Genomic DNA, 637 nt, shown 5'->3' on the forward strand with positions numbered 1-637 from the left:
TGCGTTTTCGGCTCGTACACGGCCTCTGGCGGGGGCGGCGGCTCGTCGTGGGCCACCGCTGCGGCCACCAACGTGACGTACTCCCTGGCCGTGGTGGGCAACGGCACGCTGGCCATTGCCCCGACGCCGCCCACCATCAGCAGCTTTACGCCTGCCACCGGCACGTTCGGCACGACGGTGACGATTACCGGCGACTTCGCCAACGGGGCCACGGGCGTGCTGTTCAACGGGGTGGCGGCCAGCTCGTTCACCCTGGTCAATGCCACCACCGTCACGGCCGTGGTACCCAGCAGCACCACCGGCCCCATCAGCGTAGTAGGCCCGGGTGGCACGGCTACCAGCGCCACCAACTTCACGCCCATTTACCTCTCGGTAACCGGGCTAAACCCGACCCGCAACGCCCCGGCGGCCGCCCGGAATACAACGGTTGGTCTGACCCTGAGCCAGGCGCCCACGGCGGCTTCGGCCGCGGGCATCCGCATTTTCTCCGGTCAGTACAAGGGGCGGCGCACGGCCAGCGTGGCGGTGAGCAGCAACACGGCCACCCTCACCCCGAGCGGCGGCAGCTTCCGCCCCGGTGAAGTAGTGCGGGTGAGCATGCCCTCGACGGTGCAGAGCAGCAGCGGCACCCGGGCCC

General features: G+C 70.0%; 1 protein-coding gene. It reads left to right on the forward strand.

Annotation, left to right across the window (positions count from 1 at the left end; all coding sequences use genetic code 11):
- On the forward strand, nucleotides 1-637 hold a 637-nt coding region (locus tag ACYVDE_RS25390), incomplete at both ends, for an IPT/TIG domain-containing protein (RefSeq protein ID WP_460504289.1).

The organism is Hymenobacter agri (genome assembly GCF_054778495.1).